The 22,488-nt window shown below is 61.2% G+C and carries 25 protein-coding genes and 1 other RNA gene; 12 read left to right on the forward strand and 14 right to left on the reverse strand.

Going from position 1 to position 22,488, the window contains the following annotated elements; all coding sequences use genetic code 11:
- Positions 1-84: 84 nt before the first annotated feature.
- Both argA and argE read right to left on the reverse strand, forming a co-directional pair.
- Entirely contained in the window at positions 85-1,383 is a 1,299-nt protein-coding gene (gene argA / locus HX792_RS15160) for an amino-acid N-acetyltransferase (protein WP_176996847.1), read from the reverse strand.
- A gap of 135 nt (positions 1,384-1,518) precedes the next feature.
- On the reverse strand, positions 1,519-2,667 hold the full coding sequence (argE, locus tag HX792_RS15165; protein WP_176996848.1) for an acetylornithine deacetylase: 1,149 nt from the start codon (positions 2,665-2,667) through the stop codon (positions 1,519-1,521).
- Between the two features lie 158 nt (positions 2,668-2,825).
- Here argE and HX792_RS15170 point away from each other — a divergent pair, with 158 nt between their 5' ends.
- The gene (locus tag HX792_RS15170) at positions 2,826-4,193 is read left to right on the forward strand and encodes an inorganic triphosphatase (RefSeq protein ID WP_176996849.1); all 1,368 of its coding nucleotides are present in this window, start codon (positions 2,826-2,828) and stop codon (positions 4,191-4,193) included.
- Positions 4,194-4,302: 109 nt separating this feature from the next.
- Here HX792_RS15170 and HX792_RS15175 read toward each other — a convergent pair whose 3' ends face one another.
- Complete coding sequence (locus tag HX792_RS15175) at positions 4,303-4,773, reverse strand: Lrp/AsnC family transcriptional regulator (protein ID WP_007928270.1); 471 nt, start codon at positions 4,771-4,773, stop codon at positions 4,303-4,305.
- A gap of 127 nt (positions 4,774-4,900) precedes the next feature.
- On the opposite strand from HX792_RS15175, the gene HX792_RS15180 reads away from it, so the two are divergent.
- The 6 genes from HX792_RS15180 to HX792_RS15205 all read left to right on the forward strand — a co-directional run bounded on the left by HX792_RS15180 (position 4,901) and on the right by HX792_RS15205 (position 10,147).
- Positions 4,901-5,239 (forward strand): hypothetical protein, encoded by a 339-nt coding sequence (locus tag HX792_RS15180; protein WP_176996850.1) that lies wholly within the window; start codon positions 4,901-4,903, stop codon positions 5,237-5,239.
- A gap of 85 nt (positions 5,240-5,324) precedes the next feature.
- Positions 5,325-7,010: a GspE/PulE family protein gene (locus HX792_RS15185; RefSeq protein WP_176996851.1), complete on the forward strand. Its 1,686-nt coding sequence runs from the start codon at positions 5,325-5,327 to the stop codon at positions 7,008-7,010.
- A gap of 77 nt (positions 7,011-7,087) precedes the next feature.
- Positions 7,088-8,008 carry an SPFH domain-containing protein gene (locus tag HX792_RS15190; protein WP_176996852.1) on the forward strand — a complete coding sequence of 307 codons (921 nt, stop codon included), beginning with the start codon at positions 7,088-7,090 and terminating at the stop codon, positions 8,006-8,008.
- Between the two features lie 4 nt (positions 8,009-8,012).
- Entirely contained in the window at positions 8,013-8,459 is a 447-nt protein-coding gene (locus tag HX792_RS15195; RefSeq protein ID WP_176996853.1) for an NfeD family protein, read from the forward strand.
- Between the two features lie 69 nt (positions 8,460-8,528).
- Positions 8,529-8,843: a DUF2388 domain-containing protein gene (locus HX792_RS15200; RefSeq protein WP_021492636.1), complete on the forward strand. Its 315-nt coding sequence runs from the start codon at positions 8,529-8,531 to the stop codon at positions 8,841-8,843.
- Positions 8,844-9,007: 164 nt separating this feature from the next.
- Positions 9,008-10,147: a DegT/DnrJ/EryC1/StrS aminotransferase family protein gene (locus HX792_RS15205; RefSeq protein ID WP_176996854.1), complete on the forward strand. Its 1,140-nt coding sequence runs from the start codon at positions 9,008-9,010 to the stop codon at positions 10,145-10,147.
- A gap of 100 nt (positions 10,148-10,247) precedes the next feature.
- Here HX792_RS15205 and gcvH read toward each other — a convergent pair whose 3' ends face one another.
- The 9 genes from gcvH to HX792_RS15250 form a co-directional block, all read right to left on the reverse strand.
- Positions 10,248-10,631, reverse strand: coding sequence for a glycine cleavage system protein GcvH (gene gcvH / locus HX792_RS15210; protein WP_176996855.1), 384 nt, complete (start codon positions 10,629-10,631; stop codon positions 10,248-10,250).
- Positions 10,632-10,684: 53 nt separating this feature from the next.
- Positions 10,685-11,767 (reverse strand): glycine cleavage system aminomethyltransferase GcvT, encoded by a 1,083-nt coding sequence (gene gcvT / locus HX792_RS15215; protein ID WP_176996856.1) that lies wholly within the window; start codon positions 11,765-11,767, stop codon positions 10,685-10,687.
- A 156-nt stretch (positions 11,768-11,923) separates the two neighbouring features.
- Complete coding sequence (locus HX792_RS15220) at positions 11,924-13,540, reverse strand: iron ABC transporter permease (protein WP_176996857.1); 1,617 nt, start codon at positions 13,538-13,540, stop codon at positions 11,924-11,926.
- 194 nt (positions 13,541-13,734) lie between these two features.
- Positions 13,735-14,739, reverse strand: a complete 1,005-nt coding sequence (locus tag HX792_RS15225; RefSeq protein ID WP_176996858.1) for an extracellular solute-binding protein — start codon at positions 14,737-14,739, stop codon at positions 13,735-13,737.
- A 161-nt stretch (positions 14,740-14,900) separates the two neighbouring features.
- Positions 14,901-16,118: a 2-octaprenyl-3-methyl-6-methoxy-1,4-benzoquinol hydroxylase gene (locus HX792_RS15230; RefSeq protein ID WP_176996905.1), complete on the reverse strand. Its 1,218-nt coding sequence runs from the start codon at positions 16,116-16,118 to the stop codon at positions 14,901-14,903.
- Positions 16,119-16,127: 9 nt separating this feature from the next.
- A complete protein-coding gene (locus HX792_RS15235; protein ID WP_176996859.1) occupies positions 16,128-16,613 on the reverse strand; it encodes a DUF4442 domain-containing protein in 486 nt (161 codons plus the stop codon).
- On the reverse strand, positions 16,606-17,793 hold the full coding sequence (gene ubiH / locus HX792_RS15240; protein ID WP_176996860.1) for a 2-octaprenyl-6-methoxyphenyl hydroxylase: 1,188 nt from the start codon (positions 17,791-17,793) through the stop codon (positions 16,606-16,608). Before ubiH ends, HX792_RS15235 begins: the two co-directional genes overlap by 8 nt.
- Positions 17,790-19,112, reverse strand: a complete 1,323-nt coding sequence (gene pepP, locus HX792_RS15245) for a Xaa-Pro aminopeptidase (RefSeq protein ID WP_176996861.1) — start codon at positions 19,110-19,112, stop codon at positions 17,790-17,792. Before pepP ends, ubiH begins: the two co-directional genes overlap by 4 nt.
- A 20-nt stretch (positions 19,113-19,132) precedes the next feature.
- A complete protein-coding gene (locus HX792_RS15250) occupies positions 19,133-19,690 on the reverse strand; it encodes a YecA family protein (protein WP_176996862.1) in 558 nt (185 codons plus the stop codon).
- Positions 19,691-19,828: 138 nt separating this feature from the next.
- Here HX792_RS15250 and HX792_RS15255 point away from each other — a divergent pair, with 138 nt between their 5' ends.
- The 4 genes from HX792_RS15255 (at position 19,829) to HX792_RS15270 (ending at position 21,249) form a co-directional block, all read left to right on the forward strand.
- Entirely contained in the window at positions 19,829-20,038 is a 210-nt protein-coding gene (locus HX792_RS15255) for a TIGR02449 family protein (RefSeq protein ID WP_003177365.1), read from the forward strand.
- Positions 20,035-20,352: a cell division protein ZapA gene (locus tag HX792_RS15260; protein WP_003176812.1), complete on the forward strand. Its 318-nt coding sequence runs from the start codon at positions 20,035-20,037 to the stop codon at positions 20,350-20,352. Before HX792_RS15255 ends, HX792_RS15260 begins: the two co-directional genes overlap by 4 nt.
- A 30-nt stretch (positions 20,353-20,382) precedes the next feature.
- Positions 20,383-20,561: non-coding RNA, 6S RNA (gene ssrS, locus HX792_RS15265), on the forward strand.
- Positions 20,562-20,619: 58 nt separating this feature from the next.
- The gene (locus HX792_RS15270) at positions 20,620-21,249 is read left to right on the forward strand and encodes a 5-formyltetrahydrofolate cyclo-ligase (protein WP_176996906.1); all 630 of its coding nucleotides are present in this window, start codon (positions 20,620-20,622) and stop codon (positions 21,247-21,249) included.
- Positions 21,250-21,256: 7 nt separating this feature from the next.
- Here the strand turns inward: HX792_RS15270 and HX792_RS15275 are convergent, their stop codons facing one another.
- Positions 21,257-21,406, reverse strand: a complete 150-nt coding sequence (locus HX792_RS15275) for a hypothetical protein (RefSeq protein ID WP_176996863.1) — start codon at positions 21,404-21,406, stop codon at positions 21,257-21,259.
- Between the two features lie 195 nt (positions 21,407-21,601).
- On the opposite strand from HX792_RS15275, the gene HX792_RS15280 reads away from it, so the two are divergent.
- A complete protein-coding gene (locus tag HX792_RS15280) occupies positions 21,602-22,051 on the forward strand; it encodes an EVE domain-containing protein (RefSeq protein WP_176996864.1) in 450 nt (149 codons plus the stop codon).
- A 4-nt stretch (positions 22,052-22,055) separates the two neighbouring features.
- On the opposite strand, the gene HX792_RS15285 is transcribed toward HX792_RS15280, so the two are convergent.
- The gene (locus HX792_RS15285) at positions 22,056-22,463 is read right to left on the reverse strand and encodes a flagellar basal body-associated protein FliL (protein WP_176996865.1); all 408 of its coding nucleotides are present in this window, start codon (positions 22,461-22,463) and stop codon (positions 22,056-22,058) included.
- Positions 22,464-22,488: the final 25 nt, after the last annotated feature.

Consider the following 22,488-nt stretch of genomic DNA (forward strand, 5'->3'; position numbering starts at 1 on the left):
CAACACTTTGTAGGAGCCGGCTTGCCGGCGATGGCGTCCTTGAAAATGCCATCGCCGGCAAGCCGGCTCCTACACAATTGTGGGTTACAAAGCCTTTTCGAAAATCTTCGAGTTACGCTGGTAGTTGTACAGCGACGCCCGCGCCGACGGCAGGCGGTCCACGCTGCTCGGCTCAAAACCACGCTCACGGAACCAGTGGGCGGTACGGGTGGTAAGGACGAACAAGGTTTTCAAACCCTGCGCCCGCGCCCGCGTCTCGATGCGCTCCAGCAACACATCACCTCGCGCACCATGGCGGTACTCCGGGTTGACCGCCAGGCACGCCAGCTCGCCCGCGTCCGAATCCGCGATCTGATACAACGCCGCACAGGCGATGATCATGCCTTCGCGTTCCACCACGCTAAATTGCTCGATCTCACGCTCCAGCACTTCCCGCGAGCGACGCACCAGGATGCCCTGCTCTTCCAGCGGGCTGATCAGATCGAGCAAACCACCGACATCTTCAATCGCCGCTTCGCGTACCTGCTCGAATTGTTCCTGGGCCACCAGCGTACCGCCGCCGTCCCGGGTAAACAGCTCGGTGAGCAAAGCACCGTCTTCGGCGTAGCTCACGATGTGGCTGCGCCCTACCCCGCCCCGGCACGCCTCGGCTGCCGCGTCCAACAGTTCGGCTTGATAGTTGCTGCCCAGGCGCTGCAGGTGCGCCGGCACTTGTTGCGGGCGCAACTCGCGCACCAGACGACCATGTTCATCAATCAGGCCTAAATCGGCGCCGAACAGCAGCAGTTTGTCGGCGCCCAGGTCGATGGCGGCGCGCGTGGCGACGTCTTCGCAGGCCAAGTTGAAAATCTCACCGGTAGGCGAATAACCCAGAGGCGACAACAGCACGATGGAGCGTTCATCCAGCAGGCGATTGATGCCCTTGCGGTCGACCCGACGCACTTCGCCGGTGTGGTGGTAGTCCACCCCCTCAAGCACGCCGATCGGCCGCGCCGTCACCAGGTTGCCGCTGGCCACCCGCAGGCGCGAGCCCTGCATCGGCGAGGAGGCCATGTCCATGGACAGGCGCGCTTCAATGGCAATCCGCAAGTGGCCGACCGCGTCGATCACACACTCCAGCGTTGCGGCATCGGTGATGCGCAACCCTTCGTGGTAAGCCGGGGTCAGGCCGCGTGCTTCAAGACGGGTTTCGATCTGTGGGCGCGAACCATGGACCAGCACCAGCCGCACGCCCAGGCTGTGGAGCAACACCAGGTCGTGGACGATATTGCCGAAGTTGGGGTGTTCCACACCGTCGCCCGGGAGCATGACCACAAAGGTGCAGTCGCGGTGGGCATTGATGTAGGGCGAAGCGTGACGAAGCCAATTTACGTAGTCGGGCATAACACCTGGGCCTGTAATAAAAAGCAGCCGAAAAGGATGAATCGTGAAAGCGCACAGCGGGCTGATGGTTATCGTCGGAACAGGCTTGGCGACACGCTCACTCTCCTTTCTATGTACGAACAGGTTGGGGTTAATTTATGCGGGTTTCAGGCAGTAGTGTTCGATCAGTTCCCGCAATAGACGCACTGTAGGCGTCAAGCGTGACATTTCGAGGTACTCGCCCGGCTGATGGGCACAGGCGATATCGCCAGGGCCAAGCACCAGGGTTTCACACCCAAGGCGCTGAAGATAAGGCGCTTCGGTGCCGAACGCTACTGCTTCGGCACGATGACCGGTCAAACGTTCGGCCACCCGCACCAGTTCGGCGTCTTCGGGCTGTTCGAACGGGGGCACTTCGGGGAACAACGGCGCGTAGTCGATCTTGACCTGATGGCGCTCGGCCAAGGGTTGCAGCTTCTGCCGGATCGCATCGCGCAGCACCTGGGGGTCCATGCCCGGCAGGGGGCGCAGGTCGAATTCCAGGGAACACTGGCCGCAGATACGGTTGGGGTTGTCGCCACCGTGGATACAACCGAAATTCATGGTCGGCTGGGGTACGCTGAATTGCGGGTTACGGTACTCGCGCTGCCAGGCCAGGCGCAGGCCGCGCAGTTCGCCGATGGCGTCGTGCATGGCTTCAAGTGCGCTGTGGCCCAGGCTCGGATCCGACGAATGGCCACTCTGGCCCAGAATGTCGATGCGTTCCATCATCACGCCCTTGTGCAGGCGGATCGGCTTGAGGCCGGTAGGCTCGCCGATCACCGCCGCACGCCCCAGTGGCCGCCCCGCCTCAGCCAGCGCACGGGCGCCGGACATGGAGCTTTCTTCATCACAGGTGGCGAGGATCAACAGCGGTTGCTTGAACGGTTGATCCAGCAGCGGCAACACCGCTTCGATGGCCAAGGCGAAAAAGCCCTTCATGTCGCAACTGCCCAGTCCTACCCAGCGGCCGTCGACTTCCGTCAGCTTGAGCGGGTCGGTCTTCCACAGCGCGGCGTCATACGGAACCGTATCGCTGTGACCTGCCAACACCAGCCCACCCGGGCCACTGCCGAAACTGGCCAGCAGGTTGAACTTGCCAGGGCTGACCTGCTGGATGTCGATGGCAAATCCCAGGTCGCCCAGCCAACTGGCAAGCAAATCGATCACCGGGCGGTTGGTCTGGTCGAGAGACGTCTGGGTGCAACTGACCGACGGCGCAGCAATCAGCGCGGCGAACTGCTCTTTCATGGACGGTAATGGCATGCGCGGTCTCTCAACTTCCCGGATGAGCCCCACTATAGAGCCATCTGCACGACACAATAAACCGTTGCGGCACGTTGCCGGGCTCAGTCCTGTACACTGCACGGCCTTGGCAGCCACTCTTTTCCCCGGCTGCACTCCCGATCCTGGATTTTCCGGCCATGCAGAAAGAAACCGAAATCAAGCTCCGCGTCAGCCGCGAAACACTCGCCGCGCTGCGCGAGCACCCGCTACTGAAAAAACGCAACAAAAGTGGCTGGGAACGCCGTGAGTTGATGAACCAGTATTTCGACACCCCCGAGCGCGACCTGGCCCAGGCCAAAGTCGCCCTGCGCCTGCGCAAGGACGGTGACGACATCATCCAGACCCTCAAGACCCGTGGCCAGAGCGTCGCCGGCTTGTCGGAACGCAACGAGTACAACTGGGACCTGCCCAAAGCCAAGCTCGACGTGAAGAAGCTGGACGGCGAATGCTGGCCCGAGCAACTGGCCGAGCTGGACAAAAAGACCCTTAAGCCGATCTTCACCACCGACTTCGTGCGTGAGCGCGCCGAAATCGCCTGGGGCCGTGGCAAGGCCAAGGTGGTTATCGAAGCGGCCCTGGACCTGGGCCACGTGGTGGTCGGCAAGCAGAAAGAAGAAATCTGCGAGCTGGAGCTGGAATTGCGTGAAGGCGAACCGGCTGCCCTGCTGGAACTGGCCGCCGAACTGGCCGCCACCCTGGCCCTGATGCCCTGCGACATCAGCAAGGCCGAGCGCGGCTACCGCCTGTACGACGCCAGCAGCTACTCCCTGAGCCTGCCGGCACCTGAGCTGCACGCCGAAATGCCGCTGGACGACGCTTTCGCCGCCATCATGTGGCACCTGCTCGGCAGCAGCCAGCGCCTGGCCGAACAATACCGCTTCAATGGCCACTGGCGCCTGCTGAAGGACTGGGTCGACAACCTGGGCGAACTGCGCGCCCTGGTCGGCAGCCTCGGTCAAGCTGCACCTCGTCAGTCCACCAGTGAACTGCGCAGCGCACTGGATGCCCTGCTGGAAGACTGGCGCCCGCTGGTGCAAGCCGGTGACGACGACGAAGACATCCGCAAAGCCGCGCCTGAGCAATTCATCGAAGAATTGGACGACGTGCGTTGGGGCCTGTTCTCGCTGAACGCTTCCCGCTGGTTGCTGGCCCGTACCTGGACCGCCGACCGCAACGTGCGTGGCAATCGCCAGGGCGCGGCCCAAATCACCAACTGGCTGCCGCGCCTGCTGGCAGACGACGCCGTCGCCCTGCAACTGCCGCGCTACCAGCAGCAGCCGGAAGACCTGGCCGAGCAACTGCCGCGTATCGAACGCATCCAGGCCTGGCTGCACCATGCGCGCCATGTGGTGGACATTCCGGAGCTGGACCGTTTGTACGGCGAGCTGAACAAGTTGGCGCAACTGGCCAACCAGCTGATCACCGATGAGTCGCTGGATGCGCGGATGCATCAGGCGATTGCGGTGTACCAGAACCGGGCCTGGAAGACCCTGCTGCGTCTGTAAAATCGCATTCGCGGGCAAGCCCGCTCCCACATTGAACTGGGTTTACACATTTACATTTGTGAATACAGTCAGTGTGGGAGCGGGCTTGCCCGCGAAGAGGCCCTCACTGTCAGCGCAACACTGGCAGGCTCGTGGTGGACTTGATCTCCGACAACGCCACAATCGAATTGACCTCCTGAATCCCCGGCACCATCGACAGCTTCTCGAAGAAGAACCGCTCGTACGCTTCGATATCCGCCGTCACGATGCGCAGCAGAAAATCCACCGCCCCCATCAGCACATAGCACTCCAGCACTTCCGGAAAACCGCGAATCGCCTCGGTGAATTCAGTGAAGTTGGACCGACCGTGGGCGTTGAGTTTGACCTCGGCGAAGATCTGCGTGTTGAGGCCGATCTTCTTGCGGTCCAGCAAGGTGACCTGGCCACGGATCACCCCCTCTTCCTTGAGCCGCTGGATACGCCGCCAGCACGGCGATTGAGACAGGCCCACTTGCTCGGCGATCTGCGCACTGGACAGCGAGGCGTCCTCTTGCAGCAGGGCCAGGATACGACGGTCGTAGGCGTCCAGCTCGCTATGCATAAAAATACCTTTGATAGTCGATATATTGAATTGAGTAATTCATATAGCGGCCAATATGGCTGATCTTAGATAAGAAATCTCCCGTGCCGAATGTAAAAATTTCTCTAGTCGAATCTGGAGAGCCAGCATGCACGCCGTCGAAACCGTCCACCCCGCCACCCGCGTCGATGCGTGGGCCGTCAACAGCGCACATTGCCAGGCGCATTACCGCATCGTCGCCGAAGCTGAGCCGGACGTGCTGTGCCGCGTGCTCAACTATTTTGCACTGCAGTTCCTGACGCCCAGCCAGGTCCAGGTGAACCGCGAGGACGACCTACTGAGCGTGGATATCGTGATGAATGGCCTAAGCTGGCACCGGGCCCAGGTGATCGGTGAAAAGATTCGAAATGTGATCAGCGTGTGCAGCCTGGAACTGTGGGCAGCTGATTCCGTGGAGCCTCAAGAGCGGGTAGCCGTCGCGCTGTAAAAGCCTGCAATACAAGCCGGGAGGCGCTGAGTCATGGGCTGACTAGCCTTGGGATTACGCCCCAAGCCAGCCCAGGAAACCTGCAATGCCCGTTGATCAACCTTTGGAACTGCATCGGCTGTTACCCGCCATGGTCGACAGCGGCGTGATAACACCCGAAACCGCCCGGCAGTTGTCTGCGCTACCCGCCAACAATGCGTTGCACCCCTTGGAGTGCATTGCAGCACAGGGGCCTTGCCTGGAAACCCTGACGCAATGGCTTGCCCGGCACGTTGGGCAGCCTTATCTGCGCATCGATCCGTTGAAGATCGACGCGGCGACCGTGGTGCCATTGATGTCCCACGCTTTCGCTTTACGCCACACCATTCTCGCGGTGGCCGTGGACGCGCACACCGTGACCATCGCCAGCGCCCAGCCCGGCATCACCGCCTGGGAAGCCGGCCTGGCACAGGTGCTCAAGCGTTCGATCAAACGCGTGGTCGCCAACCCACAGGACATACGGCGCTGCATCGGCGAGTTTTACCGCTTGGCCAAGTCGGTCAGCGGTGCCGATCAAAAGTCTGCTGTGCCTGGCACTGCCGAACTGCTCAACCTCGGCGCCCACGACAAGGAGCCGGATGCCAATGACGCGCATATCGTCAATATCGTCGACTGGCTGCTGCAATACGCCTTCGGCCAGCGGGCCAGCGATATCCACATCGAACCCTGCCGCGACCAGGGCCGCGTACGTTTTCGCATCGATGGGTTATTGCACGACGTCTACCAGTTCCCGCCCCAGGTCACTATGGCTGTGGTCAGCCGCCTCAAAAGCCTGGGCCGGATGAATGTGGCAGAAAAGCGCAAACCCCAGGATGGGCGAGTCAAGACCAAGAGCCCCACAGGCACCGAGGTGGAACTGCGCCTGTCCACCTTGCCCACTGCGTTTGGCGAAAAACTGGTAATGCGCATTTTCGACCCACAGGTCCTGCTCAAAGGCTTTGACCAGTTGGGTTTGTCTGCAGATGATCAGCAACGCTGGCACGCCATGACGCGCCAGGCCAATGGCATCATCCTCGTCACCGGGCCTACGGGTTCGGGCAAGACCAGCACCCTCTACACCACGCTCAAGCAACTGGCGACCCGCGAGGTCAACCTGTGCACGGTGGAAGACCCGATCGAAATGGTCGAGCCCGCCTTCAACCAGATGCAGGTACAGCACAACATCGATCTGACCTTCGCCAGCGGCATTCGCGCCCTGCTGCGGCAGGACCCGGACATCATCATGATCGGTGAGATTCGTGACCAGGAAACGGCCGAAATGGCGATTCAGGCCGCGTTGACAGGGCATTTGGTGCTGTCAACCCTGCACACCAACGATGCACCCAGCGCCATCAGTCGCTTGCAGGAACTCGGCATTGCTCATTATTTGATCAAGGCTACGCTGATAGGCGTAATGGCACAGCGGCTGGTGAGGGTGTTGTGCCCTCACTGCAAACGCGCTGTGAAAGACACTGAAGCCCATGAGGCGGTCGGGTGCGCGGAGTGTCGTGACAGTGGCTACCGGGGCCGGGCCGGCCTCTATGAAATCATGGTGGTGGACGAAGCACTCAAGGGCTTTATCACGCCCGGCGCCGATATACACGCGCTACGCCGCGCGGCGCTTGAACAAGGCATGTGCAGCCTGCGCATGGCCGGTATCGACAAGATGAACGCCGGCCTCACCACCCTGGCTGAAGTCTTGCGCGTAACGCCTGGGGATTCAGAAACAAATCCTTTGATTGTCGGGGCATGAAACCGTTCTTATCCGTGACGAGACCGTTACAATCGGCCGAACGTCGTTTCACTGACACTTTCAGATAGGGAATCGTTATGCAGATCGGAACCGTACTGCTTCTTTTCGTGGGCCTGGCCGTGGCCATCCTGTTCATGGGCTTCAAGGTGGTGCCCCAGGGCTACCAGTGGACCGTCGAACGTTTCGGCCGCTACACCAACACCCTCAAGCCCGGCCTCAACATCATCATCCCGGTCATGGACCGCATCGGTCGCAAGATCAATGTGATGGAGAGCGTGCTGGATATTCCGCCCCAGGAAGTCATCACTGCCGACAACGCCACCGTGCAGATCGATGCCGTGTGTTTCTTCCAGGTGGTCAACACCGCCCAGGCCGCCTACGAGGTCAATAACCTCGAACATGCCATCCGCAACCTGCTGCAAACCAACATCCGTACCGTATTGGGCTCCATGGAGCTGGACGCCATGCTCAGCCAGCGCGACGGCATCAACGAAAAACTGCTGAAAACCGTGGACGAAGCCACCGCGCCGTGGGGCATCAAGATCACCCGTATCGAGATCAAGGACATCAGCCCGCCCGCCGACTTGATGGCCGCCATGTCCGGTCAGATGAAAGCCGAACGGATCAAGCGTGCGCAGATTCTGGAAGCCGAAGGCCTGCGCGCCTCGGCGATCCTGACCGCCGAAGGTAAGAAGCAGGCACAGATCCTTGAGGCCGAAGGTAGCCGACAGGCGGCTTTCCTTGAGTCCGAAGCCCGTGAACGCCAGGCCGAAGCGGAAGCTCGCGCGACGCAGGTCGTGTCGGAAGCCATCGCGTCGGGCAACGTGCAGGCGGTCAACTACTTCGTGGCGCAGAAATACATCGACGCCCTGGGCAAGCTGGCGTCAGCCAACAACAGCAAGGTCATCCTGATGCCGCTGGACGCCAGCCAGGTGATTGGCGCCGTGGGTGGCATCGGCGAGATCGTCAAGGCCACCTTCGACAGCAAGAAAGGCTGAAGCCATGTGGGAATTCCTGCAGCACCTGTCGTTCTGGGACTGGCTGGCACTGGGCACGGTGCTGCTGATCCTTGAGGTATTCGGCGCCGGCGGTTACCTGCTATGGATGGGCATTGCCGCCGCCGCCGTGGGTGTCATCAAGTTTCTGGTGCCACCGCTTGGGCTGGAGTGGCAACTGCTGTTGTTTGCGGTGCTGTCGATATTGACAGCAGTGTATTGGTGGAAACGCCAACGCAGCAGCGCAAAGGCCAGCGACCAGCCGGGGCTGAACGAACGCGGTTCGGAGCTGGTGGGGCGTGTCTTCGTGGTGCACCAGGCGATCGTCGATGGCCGAGGCAAGATAAAAGTCGGTGATGGAGTGTGGATGGCAACCGGTCCGGACAGCCCTGTAGGCGCTCAAGTACGGGTGATTGGTCAGAATGGCGTGGTTTTAACAGTTGAAACTGTTTAGTCAGTGATGGAACTCGGCTGCGCTTACTACAATCATAAAGTACAGATAACCCACCCGGAGTCACCCATCATGCGTCTTAAATATGCTGTCGCAACCCTCGCTGTGCTTTCCCTCCCTGTCGGTTCAGCCATGGCCGACAGCTTCTGGCGCAATGTCATCTCGTCGGGCGCCACCACCGGCTCGACGTACCTGACCTTCAAGGACCACAAGCTGGTAGTCGCCGCCCAGGACGACGCCGGCAGCTTCGTTGCCAGCGACGGCGGCATTCGTGGCCCGTACCTGGAAGCAGCCATGCAGAAGGTTCGCGCTGACAATCCGGGCCTGCAAGCCACGGATATGGAATTGGCTAACGCCATCCTCGCGAAAAATGCTGTGGCCGAGTAACAAACGCCCCATAAAAAATGCCGCTTATTCAAGCGGCATTTTTTTGTCCGTAACATGACGATTCGTTCACGGGCGACAGGCTATATTCAGTCGAGCCGTGTAACCATGCCGGTACTGATACGTCCCTCACTCATTGCCAATCTGAAACGGATGCCTTCGTCGTTATGAGCCAACTGCCCTTTCTGCCGTTTTCCAAACCTACCATTGATGAAGCCACCATCTCGGCGGTCGGCGATGTATTGCGCTCAGGCTGGATCACCAGCGGTCCCAAAGTGCAGGCCTTCGAGGCACAGTTGTCGGAATACTTTGGTGGGCGCCCGGTGCGCACGTTCAACTCAGGCACCTGCACCATGGAAATTGCCCTGCGCATTGCGGGCATCGGCCCTGGCGATGAAGTGATCACCACACCGATTTCCTGGGTTGCCACGGCCAACGTGATTCTGGAAGTGGGCGCCACCCCCGTGTTTGCCGATATCGACCCTGTCACCCGCAATATCGACCTGGCCCAGGTCGAGGCAGCCATCACCCCGCGCACCAAGGCAATCATTCCGGTGTACCTGGCGGGCCTGCCGCTGGACATGCCGATGCTTTACGCCCTGGCCAACAAGTACAACCTGCGCATCGTCGAAGACGCCGCCCAAGCCCTGGGTTCCAGTTGGGATGGCGAGCGCATTGGCGCGACCGGTGACTTCGTGTCGTTCAGCTTCCAGGCCAACAAGAACATCACCTCGTCGGAAGGTGGCTGCCTGGTGTTGAATAACGCCGAAGAAGCCCGTCTGGCCGAAAAATATCGCCTGCAGGGCGTTACCCGCACCGGCTTCGATGGCTTGGACGTGGACGTGCTGGGCGGCAAGTTCAACATGACCGACATCGCCGCCGCCATTGGCCTGGGTCAGTTCGCTCATATCGAAAAGATCACCGCTCACCGCCAGAACCTGGCGCGACACTACTTCAAATGCTTCGGCAGTGACTTCGAAGAGCAATACGGCGCGCAACTGCCGCCCGCAGATTTCGAAAACAGCAACTGGCACCTGTTCCAACTGGTACTGCCGGAACGTCAGGATGGCCTGCCTGCCCGCGCCACCTTCATGGAGCAGATGCAAGCTCACGGCGTGGGTATTGGCTACCACTACCCGCCGATCCACCTGCTGAGCCTTTATCGGGCACAGGGGTTCAAGGAAGGCATGTTCCCGGTCGCGGAGAAGGTGGGGCGTTTGATCGTGTCGTTGCCGATGTTTACGGCGATGACAGAGGCTGATGTGGAGCGGTCGGTGGCGGCCGTAAAAGCGGTATTGAAACACTGACCCTGTAGGAGCCGGCTTGCCGACGATGAGGCCCTCAAGCATTGCAGCGAACTTGAGGCCGCCATCGCCGGCAAGCCGGCTCCTACAGTAGATTGCGGTGTTACTCGCCGATGGCGGCTTTGTAGCCGGCTGCATCCAGCAGTTTTTCCAGGTCAGCCGGGTTGCTCGGCTTGAGCTTGAAGATCCACGCACCGTAAGGGTCGGAGTTCAACAGCTCAGGGCTACCGCTAAGCTCTTCGTTGACAGCAATTACTTCGCCAGCAATTGGTGCGTAGATATCCGAAGCAGCCTTTACCGACTCAACCACACCCGCCTGGCCTTCAGCCTCAAACTGAGCGCCGACTTCGGCCAATTCAACAAACACCACGTCACCCAACGCTTCCTGGGCATGGTCGGAGATACCGACGGTCACTGTTCCGTCAGCTTCCAGACGGGCCCATTCGTGACTTTCGGCAAAACGCAGGTCGGCAGGGATATCGCTCATAGTCTGTGTCCTCAAGAAGAAATGTCAGCGGCCTTTGGCCTGCCGGAAATAGGTTAGATCAAGGTTTTGCCATGGCGCACGAAGGTCGGTTTGACCACTCGAACCGGGTACCACTTGCCGCGGATTTCCACTTCGGCCCGATCGGCAGTTGCCGTCGGTACGCGCGCCAGGGCAATGGATTTGCTCAGCGTAGGAGAGAAACTACCACTGGTGATCTCCCCTTCGCCAACATTGGCGATGCGAACCACTTGGTGGGCACGTAGAACGCCACGTTCTTCCAGTACCAGCCCTACCAGTTTGAACTGTACCCCGGCCGCTTTTTCCGCTTCCAGCGCGGCACGGCCGATGAAGTCTCGCTCGACGGGTTCCCAGGCGATGCTCCAGGCCATATTCGCCGCCAGCGGTGAAACATCCTGGTGAATGTCCTGGCCGTACAGGTTCATGCCGGCTTCCAGGCGCAGTGTATCGCGCGCCCCAAGACCAATGGGTGAAATGCCAGCACCCACCAGGTCGTTGAAAAAACCAGGGGCCTGATCGGCGGGCAGTACGATTTCCAGGCCGTCTTCGCCGGTGTAGCCCGTACGGGCAATAAACCAGTCGCCGTCGGCCTGGCCTTCGAAAGGCTTGAGCTGGTGGATCAGGGTGCTGCGCGATTGGGTGACCAGCTCGGCAATCTTCTGCCGGGCGTGAGGGCCTTGAATGGCGAGCATGGCCAATTCGGGCCGCTCGTGCAGTTGCACCTGATAGCTGCCCAGTTGCGCCTGCATCCAGGCCATGTCCTGGTCGCGGGTGGCCGCGTTGACCACCAGCCGGTAACCGTCGTCGGTTCGGTAGACGATCATGTCGTCCACCACGCCGCCCTGCTCGTTGAGCATGGCGCTGTAGAGCGCACGGCCGCAGCCATGCAAACGATCCACATCATTGGCCAGCAAGTGCTGGAGCCATTCCTTGGCCTGGGGGCCTGTGACATCGATCACGGTCATATGAGATACATCGAACACCCCGCAGTCGCGTCGCACCTGATGGTGTTCTTCAACTTGCGAGCCGTAGTGCAGAGGCATATCCCAACCGCCAAAATCGACCATTTTCGCGCCGAGGGCGAGATGCAGGTCATACAAAGGCGTACGCTGTCCCATGGGTTTCTCCTTCCGGGCTTGGCGAAGGTGCGCAGGGTTGCCGTTTGCGCTGGACACTTCTGATTACAAGGCCTGCAGCCACACACAGCGACCCGATCCGAAAGACGGACCGCACCGAATGCCGCGCATTGTAGCCGCAAGCCGTAGGACTGGCACCTAACCGATTTGCCGTGCGGAGCGACGGATCAGCCCGATCACCGGCAACAGGCCCACCAGCACCAGCGTCAGCGCCGGTAGTGAGGCCCTCGCCCACTCGCCTTCGCTGGTCATTTCAAAGATGCGAACCGCCAGGGTGTCCCAGCCAAACGGGCGCATCAGCAAGGTAGCGGGCATTTCCTTGAGTACGTCCACGAACACCAGCAACGCGGCGCTCAGGGTCCCCGGCAGCAATAACGGCAGATACACTTTGCAAAACAGTCGTGGCCCACTCACGCCAAGGCTGCGCGCGGCTTCCGGTAATGACGGCCGGATGCGCGCCAGGCTGTTTTCCAGCGGCCCATAGGCCACCGCCAGGAAGCGCACTAGATACGCCAGTACCAGCGCGGACAGGCTGCCCAGCAACAGCGGCTTGCCTGCACCACCGAGCCAACCGGACAGCGGCACCACCAGCTCACGGTCCAGGTAACTGAACGCCAGCATGATAGACACGGCCAGCACCGAGCCCGGCAAGGCATAACCGACGTTGGCCAGGCTGATGCCGGAGCGTATCGCCCGGGTCGGTGCCAGGCGGTTGGCAAAGGCCAGTATCAACGCCACGCTGACCGTGATCAGCGCGGCAATCCCGCCCAGGTACAGGGTGTGAAGGATCAGGCCCGAATAGCGTTCATCCAGGTCGAACCGGCCGCGCTGCCAGAACCAGGCCACCAGTTGTACCATCGGAATGACAAAGGCACAGGCGAATACCAGGCCGCACCAGGTGCTCGCCGCAGCAGCCTTGAACCCGTGCAGGTGATACAACGCCTTGCCCCGTGGCCGCTCATTGCTCGGCCGGCTGGCCCCTCGGGCACGGCGTTCGCCATAGAGCACCAGCATCACCACCAGCAGCAACAGGCTGGCCAACTGTGCCGCACTCGACAGGCTGAAAAAGCCGTACCAGGTCTTGTAGATGGCCGTGGTGAACGTATCGAAGTTGAACACCGAAACCGCGCCGAAATCCGCCAGGGTCTCCATCAAGGCCAAGGCCACGCCGGCTCCGATGGCGGGCCGTGCCATGGGTAGGGCCACGTGCCAGAACGCTCGCCACGGCGATTGCCCAAGCACCCGTGCCGCTTCCATCAAGCCTTTGCCCTGGGCCAGGAACGCCGTGCGCGCCAGCAGGTAGACGTAGGGGTAGAACACCAGCACCAGCACGATGATCACGCCGCTGGTGGATCGCACCCGTGGCAGGCGCAGACCGGTGCCGAACCATTCGCGCAACAGGGTTTGCACAGGGCCGGCAAAGTCCAGCAGGCCGACGAAGACAAACGCCAGCACATAGGCCGGGATGGCGAACGGCAGCATCAATGCCCAATCGAGCCAGCGCCGACCGGGGAATTCGCAGAGGCTGGTAAGCCAGGCCAGGCTGACGCCGAGGAGGGTCACGCCGACGCCGACGCCAAGCACCAACGTCAGGGTGTTGTCCAGCAGGCGCGGCATCTGGGTGTCCCAGAGGTGGGACCATATCTGTGGGTCGATGCTTTGCCAGGACAGCAACAGCACGCTCAGCGGCAGCAGCACCAGGGCGGCGACGGTGAAGACCGGCAGGTACCAGCGGCGTTGGGCGGGGTGGGCCAAGGAAAAGCTCTCAGAATTATGAAGAATTTAAAGTCGCCGCTAACCAATGTGGGAGCTGGCTTGTGTGGGAGCTGGCTTGCCTGCGATACAGACACCTCAGTACATCAGTCATACCGAGGTGATCCTATCGCAGGCAAGCCAGCTCCCACACAAACTGCTCCCACATATGAACTGCTGTGTTTTCTAAATGTGCATCAGTTCCAGCCGGCGCGATCCATCAAGCGGATAGCCTCAGCCTGGCGCTTGCCCGCCACTTCCACCGGCAGGGTGTCTGCCACGAACTTGCCCCAGGTCGCCACTTCGGCAGACGGCGGCACGGCCGGGTTGGCCGGGAACTCCTGGTTCACATCGGCAAAGATCTTCTGGGCTTCAGCCGTGGTCATCCACTCCACCAACGCCTTGGCAGCTTCCGGGTGTGGCGCGTGCTTGGTCAGGCCGATGCCCGACAGGTTCACGTGCACGCCACGGTCGCCCTGGTTCGGCCAGAACAGCTTCACCGCCAGGTTCGGATTCTGCTTGTGCAGGCGGCCGTAGTAGTAGGTGTTGACGATGCCCACGTCGCATTGCCCGGCGTTGATGGCCTCGAGCACCGCAATGTCATCGGAGAACACGTCGGTGGACAGGTTATTAACCCAGCCCTTGACGATCTCTTCAGTCTTCTCCGCGCCATGGGTTTCAATCAGGGTCGCCGTCAGCGACTGGTTGTAGACCTTTTTCGCCGTGCGCAGGCACAGACGGCCTTCCCACTGCTTGTCGGCCAGGGCTTCGTAGGTGGTGAGATCACCCGGTTTTACCCGGTCGGTGGAATAGGCAATGGTTCGCGCGCGCAAGCTCAAGCCGGTCCAGGTGTGTTTGGACGAGCGATATTGCAGGGGGATGTTCTTGTCGATCACCTCAGAGGTGAACGGTTGCAGGATGCCCATCTGCTCGGCCTGCCACAGGTTGCCGGCGTCCACGGTGAGCAGCAGGTCGGCGGTGGCGTTTTCGCCCTCGGCCTTGATGCGCTGCATCAGCGGGGCTTCCTTGTCGGTGATGAACTTCACCTGTACGCCGGTCTTCTTGGTGTAGGCGTCGAACACCGGTTTGATCAGTTCGTCGATGCGCGAGGAGTAGACCACCACTTCGTCGGCGGCCTGCACGGTGGTGCTGCCGATCAGGGTGAGTGCCAGGGCAGTCAGGAGGCGCTTGGGTGCCAACATGGGTGCGGTCTCTCATTTGCAAAAAGAGGGCAAATGATAAGGACTCACATTTGGTGGCGCTTGGTGGAGGCGTTACCAGATGTTGCGTAGCCGGCTTTTTGCGGTGGGGCTGAGGGCCTCATCGCCGGCAAGCCGGCTCCTACAGGGGTTGTGTTTCGAGGTCAGGGTTTGGCGAGGTCGGGGAGGTCGCCGGTCAGGCCGAGGGCTTGGCGTACGAAGACGGCCTTGGCTTCGGGCATCTGGTCGACCATCTTCAAGCCGGCGTTGCGCAACCAGCGCAATGGCAGTTGGTCGGCCTGGAACAGTCGCTCGAAACCTTCCATCGCCGCCATTAACGCCAGGTTGTGCGGCATGCGCCGGCGTTCGTAGCGGCTCAGCACTTTCACATCCGCCAGGCGCTCGCCGCGTTCAGTCGCCGAGAGCAGCACCTCAGCCAAGGTCGCCGCATCGAGAAAGCCCAGGTTCACGCCCTGCCCGGCCAATGGATGGATCACGTGGGCCGCGTCGCCGATCAACGCCAGGCCTTCGGCCACGTAGCGTTTGGCATGACGTTGGCGCAGGGGCACGCAAACGCGCGGGTCTGCACTGATCACAGTCCCCAGCCGCCCTTCAAAGGCACGCTCCAGCTCATGGCAAAAGCTTTCATCATCCAGCGCCATCAAGCGCTCGGACTCAGCCGGCGTGGTGGACCAGACGATCGAGCACCAATCTTCCTGCCCATCGCGCACCAACGGCAAAAACGCCAGTGGGCCGGTGTCGGTAAAGCGTTGCCAGGCCGTGCGCTGGTGCGGCTGGCTGCTGCGCACGCTGGTGACGATGGCGTTGTGCAGGTAATCCCACTCGCGGGTCGCGGTGCCGGTCAGGCGGCGCACGGCGGAGTTGGCGCCATCGGCGGCCACCACCAGGGGTGCACGCAAGGTGCGGCCGTCGGCCAGGGTCAGCAGCCAGTCATCGCCGGAGCGGCGCATCTGCTCCAGACGTGCGTTGGCCAGCAGGCCCAGATCACAGTCGTGCAGGCGGTCGAGCAAGGCGTCTTGCACCACACGGTTCTCGACGATATGCCCGAGCACCTCGGCATGCACGCTGGCGGCCGAAAAGTGGATCTGCCCGGTGCCGCTGCCGTCCCACACCTGCATCTCGCCGTAAGGGCTGGCGCGGCGCGAGACGATGCCGTCCCACACGCCCAGACGCTCCAGAATACGCTGGCTGGCGGCCGACAAGGCGCTCACACGGGGTTCGAAGGCGGCCTCGCGGTCGAATGGCTTGACGCTCAGCGGGCTGCCGTCGAGCAGCAGCACCTGCAGGCCACTGCCCTGCAACGCCAGCGCCAGGGCGCTTCCGACCATTCCGGCCCCGACAATCAGCACATCTGCGCGCATGTCCATGCTTTAAGCCTGTCTCGCTGGCGGCTTGCGCCGCACGTAAAGGGTTTTGTCGACTCGCGCCACCAGGGTGCCGGAGCCGTCATGAATCTGAACCTTGAGGTGAGGCAAGTACTTCTCGCCACCTTCGGTCTGCCGGCGAATCTCATCGAGCAACGCGTCGTCGATGGAAAACTCGGCGTACACCGGGCCTTTGCCCGGCGAAACGAAATCGATGCTCGCGGCCTTGTCCCAGACGATGTAATCGCGACCCAGGTTCTCCATCAGCATCAGCATGTAGAACGGGTCGACCATCGAATACAGGCTGCCGCCAAATTGCGTGCCTACATAGTTACGGTTGTACCAACCCAGGCCCATCCGCACTTTGACGTGACGAAAATCGGCGCTCATGTACCGTACGCTGACCCCCGCGCCCAAGTAGGGCGGATACAGGGTCATAATCCAGCGCAACAGCCGCGCCTTGCCCAGGCGCTCGGTCAGCCACTTACGCATCGGGACGCGTGCCCAGGCCCATGGCCTGACGGGCGAACCAGCGTTTGGCCGGTGGCAGCAAGTCCAACCCCAGCAGGCCGAGGTTACGGCCCAACGCCACCAGCGGTTGCGCGCTGCCGAACAGGCGCGTGACCTGGTCGGAAAAACCCACGGTCATCTTCTGGTCCAGGCGTTGGCGCTCAAGGTAGCCCTGCAAGGTCGCCAGGTCGCCCGGCACCGCAGGCCCGGCCAACAAGGCCTCGGCCAGGGCATTCGCGTCACGCAGAGACAGGTTGAAGCCCTGCCCGGCAATCGGGTGCAGGCTGTGGGCAGCGTTGCCGAGGATGGCCAGGTGCGAGCGTACTTGTTCTTCGGCCTCGACCAGGGTCAACGGGTACAGGTGGCGGGCACCGACTTGCTTCAAGGTGCCCAGGCGGTAGCCGAATACGCCCTGCAGTTCGCTGAGGAAGGCTCGCTCGTCGAGGTTGGCCAGGCGCTGGGCGTCCATGCCGATGCGCGTCCAGACCAGCGCGCAACGGTTGTCCGGCAGCGGCAGCAGGGCCATCGGGCCTTCATCGGTGAAGCGCTCGAAGGCTTCGCCGTTATGGGGTTCGCTTGGGGTGATGTTGGCGATCAGTGCGCTCTGGTTGTACGGGCGGGTCTTCACGCCAATGCCCAGTTGCTCGCGCAGGCCGGAACGGCCGCCATCGGCGAGTACCGCCAGGTCGCATTCCAGCACGGTTTCATCGTTGAGGGTCAGGCGGTAGCCATCAGGCAATGGCTCCATGCGGGTGACTTCGGCCGGGCAACGCCAGCTGACCACGTCCTTGTCCAGGCCTTGCCACAGGCATTGACCCAGCCAGGCGTTTTCCACGACGTAACCCAGGGCCGGCACGCCCTCCTCTTGCGCGGTCAACCGTGCGGTGGAGAAGCGCCCACGGTCCGACACGTGAATCTGCTTGATCGGCTCGGCACGCCGGGAAATTTCCTGCCACAGGCCCAGGCGTTGGTAAATCTGACGGGCGCCAAATGACAGTGCCGAGGACCGTGCGTCGTAGCTCGGCTGATAACTGTCACCGGGTGCGAAGGGTTCGATCAGTACGATCTTCCAGCCTCGTGCCTTGGCCCCGGCCTGCAACGCCAGCGCCAGGCTGGCACCCACCAGGCCGCCGCCGATGATGGCGAGGTTGACCCTGCTCATCGGGCGGCTGCCATCAGCGCTTCGATCTCGGCAACGGCCTTGGGCACGCCACCGGTCAGAATTTCACAGCCTTGCTTGGTCACTACCACGTCGTCCTCGATGCGTACGCCAATGCCACGCCATTTCTTTGCCACGTTCTGGTTGTCCGGCGAAATGTAGATCCCCGGCTCCACGGTCAACGCCATGCCCACTTCCAGCACACGCCACTCACCGCCCACCTTGTACTCGCCCACATCATGCACATCCATGCCCAGCCAATGGCCGGCGCGGTGCATATAGAAAGCCTTGTAGGCTTCGCTGGCGATCAACTCGTCAACGTCGCCCTGCAACAAGCCCAGCTTTACCAGCCCGGCCGTGATCACCTGGACGGTCGCTTCATGCGCCTGATTCCAATGCTTGTCCGGGGCGATCTCGGCAAACGCGGCTTCCTGGGAGGCCAGCACAATCTCGTAGATTGCCTTCTGTTCCGGCGAGAACTTGCCATTGACCGGCCAGGTGCGGGTGATGTCACTGGCGTAGCAGTCGATCTCGCAACCGGCATCGATCAGCACCAGGTCGCCATCCTTGAGCACTGCATCATTCTGCTGGTAATGCAGGATGCAGCTGTTGCGCCCGGCGGCAACGATGGAGCCATAGGCCGGCATTTTCGCGCCGCCCTTGCGGAACTCGTAATCCAGCTCGGCTTCCAGGCTGAACTCATGCAAACCGGCGCGGCTGGCCTGCATGGCCCGCACATGCGCCGCGCAGGAGATTCGCGCCGCTTCGCGCATCACCTTCACTTCTGCCGCCGATTTATACAGGCGCATGTCGTGCAGCAGATGATCCAGGGCAACAAACTCGTTCGGCGGCTGGGCGCCCAGGTGCGCTTTAGAGCGGATCACGTTGATCCACTCCATCAGGTGGCGATCGAACTCGGCGTTGCTGCCCATGGCCGAATACACCCGATCGCGGCCTTCGATCAGGCCGGGCAGGATGTCGTCGATGTCGGTAATGGGGAATGCGTCGTCGGCGCCAAAGTCACGGATCGCGCCTTCGGTCCCGGCACGCAGGCCGTCCCACAGTTCGCGTTCGGCATTGCGTTCGCGGCAGAACAGCACGTACTCGCCATGCTGGCGACCGGGCATCAGCACGATCACCGCTTCCGGCTCAGGGAAACCACTGAGGTACTGGAAGTCGCTGTCCTGGCGGTACACGTGCTCGACATCACGGTTACGGATCGCCACGGCGGCGGCGGGCAGGATCGCGATGCTGTTGGGTTCCATCTGCGCCATGAGCGCCTTGCGGCGCCGGGTGTATTCCGCTCTGGGGATATGAATCATGGGCAGATGGGCTTCCTTTCTTAGTGAAGCGACGGCTTGGGCGCAGCCGGCTCAGCGGACTTTTTGGTCTCGGTGAACAGCAACAGCGGCGCGACGCGCAGGTATTCCATCACTTCCATATAGTCGCTTTCGCCGTCTTCGGATTCTTCCAGTGCATCTTGCACCTGAGAGATGGCTGCCAAATCCTGCAACACTTCCTGTGCATCGGTGCTCAACTCCAGGCCGCCGGCGTTCACGCCGAAGCCATGAAGGAAACCTTGGCACCATTGGCCCAGGGCGGCGGCACGTTCGGTGAGCGGCGCGTCGTCGGTCGGCAGCAGCAGAACCACGGTGACGTCGTCACCGGTCAGCTCGCCCTTGACCATTTCCTGCAGGCCGATCAGCGCGTTGCGCACGTTGTCTTCGGGTTCTTTCTCCAGCAGTTCGGCCACATCGGCCAGCCAGTTGTCGGCATCGAAACCGACACCAGTGCAGCTGCGACCCAGCAACACGCCGTGCAGTTCGGCAGGCGAGCATGGGTGGCCGCTGGTGCTCAGCAGTTTGGAAAAAGCGTCGTACGGGGAGTTCTGAATGGGCATGGTGAGCTAGGCGCCAGACGGCGCAATGTCTAGAATGGAGCGCTGTATCCTAGCACCGGCAGACGTACCAAGACTATCGAGGGCGTCAGATCGTTTATCCTGAAGTTGCCATTCATCAGACAAATCCAGTGGAACCCAATGGAAGACACCGACCTGCAAGCGCTGATGGCCAGACTCGAACTGCTAATTGATCGGGTCGAGCAACTTAAGAGTCAAAACGGACTCCTATTAGCTCAGGAAAAGACCTGGCGCGAGGAACGCGCTCACCTCATTGAAAAAAACGAAATCGCCCGGCGTAAGGTCGAATCGATGATTTCGCGCCTGAAGGCCCTGGAGCAAGACTCATGAGTTCAAGCAATAGCGTAACCGTGCAGATCCTCGACAAAGAATATTCGATCATCTGCCCCCAGGAAGAGCGCAACAACCTGGTGAGCGCCGCCCGTTACCTGGATGGCAAGATGCGTGAAATCCGCAGCAGCGGCAAAGTGATCGGCGCCGACCGCATCGCCGTGATGGCCGCGTTGAATATCACCCATGATCTGCTGCACAAGCAGGAACGGCCTGACGTGCAGGCCAGCGGCTCGACGCGCGAGCAGGTGCGTGACCTGCTGGAGCGTGTCGATCTGGTGCTTTCCAGCGATTCAGACGCACCCAAGGGCTGATTGCCGAAGCTGTTTAAGGTATACTCGCCCCACTCCCTGGCGTGTTTGCCAGTCGGCGATGTCCCTGAGCCGATTCGCACTACCCTGGAAGTTGCACGTTGGGCTGGTGTGCATGTCCGCTAGACGGAAAGCCTTAAAGCCTACTGCATCTTCCACCTTGAACTTTCGGGTTCAAGGGCTAAGTCGACAGCGGCTCTGTCGGGGAGCCTGAATTCCCAAACTCAATGCCAGTCTTCGGACTGGCATTGTTTTATGAGCCGGAAAACCATGACCGAACCTGCGCCGCTTTCCCGTCCGCAACTTCGACGCATGTTGCGCAAAGCCCGCCGCGCCCTCACGCCGAGCGAGCAGCGCAAGGCCGCCCACGGCCTGTATCGGCAACTGGCACAGCAGCCGCTGTTTCGCCGGGCCAAACACATTTCCTTGTACCTGCCGACGGACGGTGAAATCGATCCACGCCTGCTGCTGCGCGCCGCCCAACGTCGGGGCAAAGCCACCTACCTGCCGGTGCTCAGCGCCTGGCCACGGACCAAGATGGTGTTTCAGCGCGTGCGGCCTGGGGATAAGTTATCGCCCAACCGCTTCCGTATTCTTGAGCCACGGGTGAATGCCAAACACCAACGCCAGGTCTGGGCACTGGACCTGGTGTTGCTGCCGCTGGTTGGGTTTGATGATGCAGGCGGTCGCCTGGGCATGGGCGGCGGTTTCTATGATCGCAGCCTAGCTTACCTCGCTCGCCGCCAACACTGGCGCAAGCCAACGCTGCTGGGCCTGGCCCATGAGTGCCAGAAGGTCGATCGCCTGGCACAGGCAAGCTGGGACGTGCCGTTGGCAGGCACTGTCACCGATAAGCAATGGTATGTCGCGGGAACGCCGCTGGAACCAGCGACGCCTTGAAGCCGTGTTAACGCTTGAACGGTTGCGGCTTCTGCTGAGCCAGTTCAACGGGTGCATCGGTCTTGTTCGACCACAAGCTTTGCGCATATCCGGTGGTCACGACGCCCAGACCAAACAAAATAACCAAAATCCATAGTAAATCCGGTTTACGTTGCATCGATTGCCCCCCTTCAGGCACCTCGTACACGATGACAACAACGTTCCAAAGTAGTCCGTTGCAGCTGCGTCAAGCTTAAAATCCCGGCATTCTGCGGTAACGTGAACCAACACGCAAACCTTGGCGCCAACCGACTGTCGGTTTGTCATAAAATTGCCAGACAACTTGCCCAACGCCTTTTTCAGGAGCCCCAAAATGGCCTACTGGCTGATGAAATCCGAGCCCGACGAACTCTCGATCAAGGGCCTGGAAAAGCTGGGCGAAGCCCGCTGGGACGGAGTGCGCAACTACCAGGCGCGCAACTTCCTGCGCGCCATGGCGGTGGGCGACGAGTTTTTCTTCTATCACTCCAGCTGCCCCGAACCTGGCATTGCCGGCATCGGCAAAATCGTCGAGGCGGCCCACCCGGACCCCACCGCGCTTGAACCGGAAAGCCACTACTTCGACGCCAAGGCCACCCCAGAGAAAAACCCGTGGAGCGCGATCAACGTGACGCACGTCAAAACCTTCCCCAACGTGCTCGGCCTGGGCTACCTGAAACAGCAAGCCGCCCTTGCCGAACTGCCGCTGGTACAAAAAGGCAGCCGCCTTTCGGTAATGCCCGTGACCGCCGAACAATGGGCGGCGGTGATCGATTTGCTGTGAAGCGTTACTGGATGATCAGGTTGTTGAACAACAGGTCTTCCACCACCGGCTTGCCGGTCTCGTCGTTCATCACTTGTTGAGTCTGCTTCAGGGCTTCCTGGCGCAGCTTCTCTTTGCCTTCGACACTGCTCATGGTGTCGTTGGTCTGTTGGGTAAACAGCGCCACCAACTGGTTACGAATCAGCGCATCGTTGGCTTTGACGGCGGCGGCGGCTTCTGGCCCGGTCACACGCAGGGCGATGTCGGCCTTGTAGACTTTGAGTTTGGCCGTACCGTCCAGCCCGTAGTTGCCTACGAAGGGCGGGGTCAGGCTGATATAGCTGACCTTCGGCGCCTCCCCTTCTTTCGCTTCTTCGGCCTGGGCTGCCATCGGCAAGGTCAGGGCCAGCATCAACAGGATCCACGCTTTCACAGTTCATTCCTCGAATTCGGTTGCC

Source organism: Pseudomonas sp. B6002 (assembly GCF_013385985.1).
GTDB lineage: Bacteria > Pseudomonadota > Gammaproteobacteria > Pseudomonadales > Pseudomonadaceae > Aquipseudomonas.